Here is a 6,633-nt window from a genome sequence, read left to right as displayed (position 1 = left end):
TTTTAAAATTAGCTGCGATCCGGACGGGACTCGAACCCGCGACCTCCGCCGTGACAGGGCGGCATTCTAACCAGCTGAACTACCGGATCATTTTCTGTTGTGATAAAGAACGTTGTTTCTTTTTTGTGATTGCAAAATTACACCTTTTTTCATTACCTGCAAATTATTTTGAAAAAAAAAGCCTTCCAAAAACGGAAGGCATTCATTATCAAACTTATTTTTTTTATAAGTGTGCGCTTAATTTTTCAGCGATCACCTCTTTTGGAGCCACACCAACTAATTTATCAACCACTTCACCATTCTTAAAAATAAGAACTGTAGGGATATTTCTGATACCATACTGCATAGAAATTTCCTGGTTGTTGTCTACATCCACTTTTCCAACTACTGCTTTTCCTTCAAAATCTGATGCTACTTCTTCGATGATTGGTCCTAACGTTCTGCATGGTCCGCACCATACCGCCCAAAAGTCTACCAATACCGGCTTATCTGATTTTAAAACCGTTTCCTGAAATGAGCTGTCCGTAATTTCTAAAGCCATTTTTGTTTCTTGTATTTAAATTAATATTATTTTCTGTTCTAAATCCTTAATTGGATATCCAAAATTACACTTTTTGAGCAATAAGACTATCTATGCTCAACATTTGTTTTTTCTATAGTGTAGTCTTTTGAAATTTCTTTTAACGCCTCAACAAGCGCATCAATTTCTTCTTTGGTTGTCATATGACTGAAAGAGATCCTAAGCGGCGTGCAGTGGTCCATTTCATCCTCAGAAAGCACCATCATCATCACCATGGAAGGTTTGGATGCTCCGGAAGAACAGGCACTGCCCTGGGAAACTGCAATTCCTTTCATATCAAGCTGAAGGCCAATCAGGGGGTTTTTATAAGGTAATAACGCGCTTAAAACCGTATAAAGGCTGTTTTCCTTCTCAGCACTTCTTCCGTTGAATTTAATCCCCGGAATAGCGGCAGAAAGGCTTTCTTTCGCATAATCCTTGATTTCCTGCATATGAGCGGTGTATTCCTCCATATGGTTAAGAGAAAGCTCCAGCGCTTTTCCAAGCCCTACGATACCGCATACATTCTCAGTTCCGGCTCTTAAGCTTCTTTCCTGAGGTCCTCCGGTAATGATTCCTTTTAACCCGGATGACTTTCTGATAAAGGCAAAACCAACTCCTTTCGGGCCATGGAATTTATGGGCACTGCATGAAGCGAAATCCACCATGACATCGGAAAAATCAAGATTCATATGAGCCATAGTCTGAACCGTATCTGAATGGAATAACGCATTATTCTCTTTACACAGCTGTGCAATCTTTTTAATATCAGCAATATTTCCGATCTCATTATTGGCATGCATTAAACTTACCAGTGTTTTTTTATCGGATGCTTTTAGCAACTCTTCTAATTTATTAAGATCAATATCTCCCTTTTCATTAGGACGGATATAGTTTACCTCTACTCCTTTTCTGCTCTTCATATCCAGAATACTCTCTGAAACACATTTATGCTCCAATGGAGAACTGATGATTCTCTGCACTCCAAGATGTTCCACACTTGATTTGATAATCATGTTGTTAGATTCTGTTCCGCAAGAGGTAAATATGATCTCTGCAGGGGTTACATGAAGATAGTCTGCCACCTGTCTTCTCACGTTTTCAATCAGAATTTTGGCTTCCTGTCCGAAACTGTGAGTAGAAGAAGGGTTTCCGAAATTTATTTTCATGGTACCCACCATTGCATCGATTACTTCTTCTGAAAGAGGAGTCGTAGCAGCATTATCCAGATATATTTTATTCATTTTTATTTTGAGTATTTTAATTCTACGGAAGTAAACTGATAGTCTGAAGGTACAGCAAAGATAAACCACGGATTGGAAAGCACCTGAATTTCCATTCCTCCGGTCTCCTGATAAGGAACCTCAACATACAGAATGTTGTCTTTTACAGAAACACTTTTAATTGCTGTTACCGTACGATTTCCTGATCTGAAACTCCCCAGATTGTACAGGATCACTTTCTTATTTTTCGGAAATGCAGGATAGTTCGCAGACGGCTCTTTCCCTGATTCTACAACAACAAGGCCAGAATTTCCCTTGATGGCTTTCTGGTATTCCTGTTCGTTTTTAATCACCGAAAATCCCGGCCGGTCTGCACCACCCTGAGATTCGGAAACAAGCAATTCTCCGCTTTTCTGCATATCTGAAGATTTTTGAAATGATGTTCCTGCACAGCTCATCAGGATTGCGGTACATACAACAAGCAGTCTTTTCATTTTTACATTTTTACCCTTCAAAATTAATGAAAAAATTGGTAATGACCTTCATTTGCCCATTTTAGCATCTGGCGGTCTCCGGAAGTATCTCCGAAAGCGATTATTTTATCGTATTTAGAATCGTTTATTTCAGCTTTTATCCTCACCAGCTTTTCATTTCCGTTGCAGTTTTTGCCAATGAAATTTCCTGTAAAAACCCCATTTTTAAACTCTGCACGCGTAGAAACGAGCTGCATTTTAAGTTCTTCGGCAAAAGGCTTTACCCAGATGTCCAGCGAAGCGGTTACCAATAAACTCTGTGTATTATTTCTATCGATATTTTTAATAAAGTCAAGAGCATTTTCCCTTACAATTTTAGGATAATGCTGTTCAAAGAACTGCTTAGACTTCATTTCGATTTTTTCTTTGGTCTGACCTTTAAGAATGGAACCAATAAAGCTTTTCTTTACTTTTTCAGTTTCTGCCAGCTTCAGTTTCAGCAGAATAAAAAGCGGGACATGTCTTAAAAACTGTATGCGGAATTTGGTAGAATCATAGAATTTAAGATACATAAACATAGTATCTTTATACGTAAGGGTTCCGTCAAAATCAAAACAATACAATTTTCTCATGTCGCTAAAGCTTTAATTTTTTGAATATAAATTCAGGAATATTCCTGATAATCATCATAATAATACTCCAAACCGGCAAAACATAGGCTACATTTTTCTGTTTTTTAAAGGCTTTATAAATGCATGCAGCAGCCTGTTTGGGGGTTGCAGTAAGTTTAGGGTTCAGTGGCAGCCCTTCTGTCATTTTGGTCGCCATAAACCCGGGTTTTATGGTCAGAACATGTACTTTTTTATCAAACAGATAGTTTCTAAGCCCGCTTAAATAAGCTGTAAAAGCAGCCTTTGCACTTCCGTAGATAAAGTTACTCTGTCTACCGCGGTCTCCGGCTACGGATGAAAGCCCAATAATGGTTCCGGATCTCCTGCTCTCAAACTTATGGGCAAAATAGTTCATCACCGGAACCAGCCTTGCATAATTAATATCAATAATGCGTTCCGTATTTCTGTTATCATAAAGACCTTCCTCTGTTCCTTCTCCCAAATATCCTACGGCACAAAATAATACATTTGAATTGATATAATCAAATTTATTGTAATCGATTTCTTTCATCAGGTCAAGTTCCACAACTTCAGACTGCTGAAGAAATTTCACATCGATATGTCTTGCAAATCTCTCCGTAGTTTCTCTGCTTGAAGTGAAAAGATAGATCTTTTCAAATTTTTCTCCTTCCTGGAGGGCCTTTTCAACAAACGCCTGTGCTACTTCAGACGTACTTCCCAGAACTATCATTTATGAATTATTGTTTATGATTCTTTTGTGCTGTAAAGACACAAATTTAGGATTTTGAATATTTTTAAGGTAATTTGTCAATGACGAACGGCTCATGCTGTCTTTGGTCAGATAAATTCTTCCTCCAAACTCCTGAACAATGTCATCCAGCTTTTCTACCAGTTTTTTCAGTTTTGAATTCACCTTAAAGTCAAGAGCCAGCGTATAGCCTTCAAAAGGAAACGAGTTATAAGCCTCCGGATTATTCTTTCCGAACAGCTTTAAAACAGCCAGAAAAGAACCGTTTCCGCTTGCGGCTATCGTTTCAAGAATCTTCTTCATCCCTTCTTTACCGGCTTCTTTCGGAATGACCATCTGATACTGGATAAAGCCGGATTTTCCATAGATTTTGTTCCAGTCATTAATGGCATCCAACGGATAGAAGAACGTTTCGTAATCGATAAAGTTTTTAACTTCTTTCTTCGTCTGTTTTTTATAATACAAAAGATTAAAGATCTTCACGGTAAGAGCATTCAGAACAAATCCGGGGAAATAGAACGGAACGGTAGGCTGCAGCTTTGCTTTCAGTCTTAACGGTTTTTTTGCCAGATTTTGAGGAAGTTCGTGCTGAAAGGCATGCTCTCCTCTCATCAGAATACTTCTGCCTAAGTTTTTCCCTTTCTGCAGACAGTCTATCCAGGCTACTGTATACGTCCAGTTTTCGCTTTCCTCAAAAAGCCTGAAGATCTCATCCAGATTCTCTGCTTTAATACTTTCCTGGCGTATATAAGCTGATTCTATATTTTTAAGTTTGAATTTTGCAGTAAGAATAATCCCGGTAAGGCCCATTCCTCCGATTGTAGCCCAGAATTTATCCGGGTTTTCCTCTCTGGAGCAGGTAATGATCTCTCCGTTTTCCGTCATCAGTTTAAATTCAATAACATATTCAGAGAAACATCCTTCTGCATGATGGTTCTTGCCATGAACATCGGAAGCAATTGCTCCGCCCACAGATACAAACTTCGTTCCCGGGGTTACATATAAAAAATAGCCCTGTGGAACAGCGATCTCAAGTACATCCGAAAGCAGTACACCGGATTCACATTCTATAATCCCATTAAGGCGGTCAAAACTAATAAATTTATTGAGCTTTTTGGTTGAAAATATATTTTCCCCCAATGAAGCATCTCCGTAGCATCTTCCGTTTCCTCTTGCAATCACTTCATTATGTCCCAATACAAAATCTTTGATTTTCCGGAAGCTGTCTTCAGATCTCATTTCCTTTTCTACCACCGGGAAATTGCCCCAGTTTGTAACTTTCTGTGTGAAATTCGGCTTCATTTTTTAAAGTAGATTTGAATTAGAAATGCGGCTACCCAAAGCACTAAAGTAATTTGTATATAGCGGTCCCGGTAAACAATTTTTGTAGGAGACTCTGTTCTGTTATATACCAAAGTCTGCTGCAGATACCTCAGGAAAGCAAAAACAACAAATATTACAGTATAGAAAACCCTTTGATGAAACCTCCCCTGGACTTCAGGTGACAATGTAAACATCAGATAGCATACAATAGCCAGCGTTACAGAAATGGAAAGTGCAATATCAGCAAACTGTACATTATATCCATCCAGAGCCCGTCTTGTTTTTCCTGAAACCTGGGCATTAATGAGCTCTCCCCTCCTTTTTCCGATCGCCAGAACCAATGCCAGTACAAAAGTCAGCAGAGTAGCCCACTTCGAGATATTAATTTCTGTAATATAACCGCCTGCTAATACCCTGAATACAAAGCCCAGAGCAATAATAAAAATATCTATGATCGGAACATGCTTCAGCCTGAAGGTATAAGCCAGATTCATCACAAAATAACATGCAATAATAGCACTGAATTTCCATAAGGGTTCATGAAAGTAAAGCTGGGCCACAACGACCAGAACAATATCGATGATAATAAGTGCCGCGAGAATTCCCAGCGCTTTTGACTTTGAAATGATACCGCTTGCAAGGGGTCTCCTCCTTTTTTCCGGATGTTTACGATCTGCTTCAATGTCATTATAATCGTTCAGAATATACACTACACTCGCTGCGAACGAAAAAATGATGAACGCAAAAATACTTTTGCTTAGCAGATCTATATTGGTAATGTTTCCTGAAAAGAACAGAGGGACAAAAACAAACAGGTTTTTCACCCATTGCTCCACTCGGAGCAGCTTAAGGTATTTCTTCATTTATGCTATTTCAGATACAAAAATAATAAATTCAAAATTCATAGCATAAAAATACAAAAAAAACCGCCGAAGCGGTTTCTTACGAAAATATTTATATATTAAATTAATTATTGCCCTTGTTTGGCATCATTAATCATTTTTTCGTTAGCAGTGATAGCAAACTCCACTCTTCTGTTTTTAGCTCTTCCTTCATCTGTATCATTGCTTGCCACCGGCATTGCCTCTCCTTCTCCTTTAGTAAACATTCTGCTTGATGCAATTCCTTTTCCTGATAAATAAGCTTTTACAGCATCTGCTCTTCTCTGAGAAAGGGCTAAGTTGTAAGAATCAGATCCTTTGCTGTCTGTGTGCCCGTAGATATTGATGTTGGTATCCGGGTTATCAGCAAGAACTTTTGCTAATTTATCAAGGTTTCCCTGAGCAACAGAAGTAAGGTTTGAAGAATCAAAAGCGAAGTTCACGATGCTTTCATTCATCGTTACTTTAATACCATCTCCTACTCTTTCTACTTCAGCTCCCGGTAAAGTTTCCTTGATATCTTTAGCCTGCTTATCCATTTTATTACCGATTACGTTACCTGCAACGCCACCGATAATACCTCCTAATACTGCTCCTAAAGCACCATTTTTACCTTTTCCTACGTTATTTCCAAGGATACCCCCGATTACAGCCCCAGATGCAGCTCCTACGGCAGTACCTCTTTGCTGATGGTTAGAATTCTGAACTGCTTCACAACTTGTTAATAACAAAGCTGATGATAAGAAAAGTGCTCCTATATATGTTTTAGTAAATTTCATTTTTTTGATCTTTTA

Annotated in this window: 8 protein-coding genes and 1 tRNA gene; all 9 read right to left on the bottom strand. The window is 38.5% G+C overall.

Going from position 1 to position 6,633, the window contains the following annotated elements; genetic code table 11:
* Positions 1 to 15: 15 nt before the first annotated feature.
* Positions 16 to 89, bottom strand: a tRNA-Asp gene (locus AOB46_RS20130).
* A 134-nt stretch (positions 90 to 223) separates the two neighbouring features.
* Complete coding sequence (gene trxA, locus AOB46_RS20125) at positions 224 to 541, bottom strand: thioredoxin (RefSeq protein WP_040995543.1); 318 nt, start codon at positions 539 to 541, stop codon at positions 224 to 226.
* Between the two features lie 86 nt (positions 542 to 627).
* Entirely contained in the window at positions 628 to 1,803 is a 1,176-nt protein-coding gene (locus AOB46_RS20120; protein ID WP_062702751.1) for a cysteine desulfurase family protein, read from the bottom strand.
* Between the two features lie 2 nt (positions 1,804 to 1,805).
* Positions 1,806 to 2,276: a hypothetical protein gene (locus AOB46_RS20115; protein WP_062702767.1), complete on the bottom strand. Its 471-nt coding sequence runs from the start codon at positions 2,274 to 2,276 to the stop codon at positions 1,806 to 1,808.
* A gap of 23 nt (positions 2,277 to 2,299) precedes the next feature.
* A complete protein-coding gene (locus tag AOB46_RS20110; protein ID WP_062702749.1) occupies positions 2,300 to 2,887 on the bottom strand; it encodes an HAD-IB family hydrolase in 588 nt (195 codons plus the stop codon).
* Between the two features lie 4 nt (positions 2,888 to 2,891).
* Positions 2,892 to 3,617: an SDR family NAD(P)-dependent oxidoreductase gene (locus AOB46_RS20105; protein ID WP_062702747.1), complete on the bottom strand. Its 726-nt coding sequence runs from the start codon at positions 3,615 to 3,617 to the stop codon at positions 2,892 to 2,894.
* On the bottom strand, positions 3,618 to 4,937 hold the full coding sequence (locus tag AOB46_RS20100) for an FAD-binding oxidoreductase (RefSeq protein WP_062702745.1): 1,320 nt from the start codon (positions 4,935 to 4,937) through the stop codon (positions 3,618 to 3,620).
* Entirely contained in the window at positions 4,934 to 5,821 is an 888-nt protein-coding gene (locus AOB46_RS20095) for a decaprenyl-phosphate phosphoribosyltransferase (protein WP_062702744.1), read from the bottom strand. The genes AOB46_RS20100 and AOB46_RS20095 overlap by 4 nt, the downstream gene beginning before the upstream one ends.
* 107 nt (positions 5,822 to 5,928) lie before the next feature.
* Positions 5,929 to 6,618: an OmpA family protein gene (locus AOB46_RS20090; RefSeq protein ID WP_062702742.1), complete on the bottom strand. Its 690-nt coding sequence runs from the start codon at positions 6,616 to 6,618 to the stop codon at positions 5,929 to 5,931.
* Positions 6,619 to 6,633: the final 15 nt, after the last annotated feature.

This window comes from Chryseobacterium indologenes (assembly GCF_001295265.1).
GTDB classification, from domain to species: domain Bacteria; phylum Bacteroidota; class Bacteroidia; order Flavobacteriales; family Weeksellaceae; genus Chryseobacterium; species Chryseobacterium indologenes_A.
This window is presented reverse-complemented; position numbering and strand designations above follow the sequence as displayed.

Excerpts from the sequence above, each read along its gene's own strand:
- AOB46_RS20120 (WP_062702751.1), bottom strand. The coding sequence starts at position 1,803 with ATGAATAAAATATATCTGGATAATGCTGCTACGACTCCTCTTTCAGAA.
- AOB46_RS20090 (WP_062702742.1), bottom strand. The coding sequence starts at position 6,618 with ATGAAATTTACTAAAACATATATAGGAGCACTTTTCTTATCATCAGCT.
- AOB46_RS20095 (WP_062702744.1), bottom strand. The coding sequence starts at position 5,821 with ATGAAGAAATACCTTAAGCTGCTCCGAGTGGAGCAATGGGTGAAAAAC.
- trxA (WP_040995543.1), bottom strand. The coding sequence starts at position 541 with ATGGCTTTAGAAATTACGGACAGCTCATTTCAGGAAACGGTTTTAAAA.
- AOB46_RS20105 (WP_062702747.1), bottom strand. The coding sequence starts at position 3,617 with ATGATAGTTCTGGGAAGTACGTCTGAAGTAGCACAGGCGTTTGTTGAA.
- AOB46_RS20110 (WP_062702749.1), bottom strand. The coding sequence starts at position 2,887 with ATGAGAAAATTGTATTGTTTTGATTTTGACGGAACCCTTACGTATAAA.
- AOB46_RS20100 (WP_062702745.1), bottom strand. The coding sequence starts at position 4,937 with ATGAAGCCGAATTTCACACAGAAAGTTACAAACTGGGGCAATTTCCCG.
- AOB46_RS20115 (WP_062702767.1), bottom strand. The coding sequence starts at position 2,276 with ATGAAAAGACTGCTTGTTGTATGTACCGCAATCCTGATGAGCTGTGCA.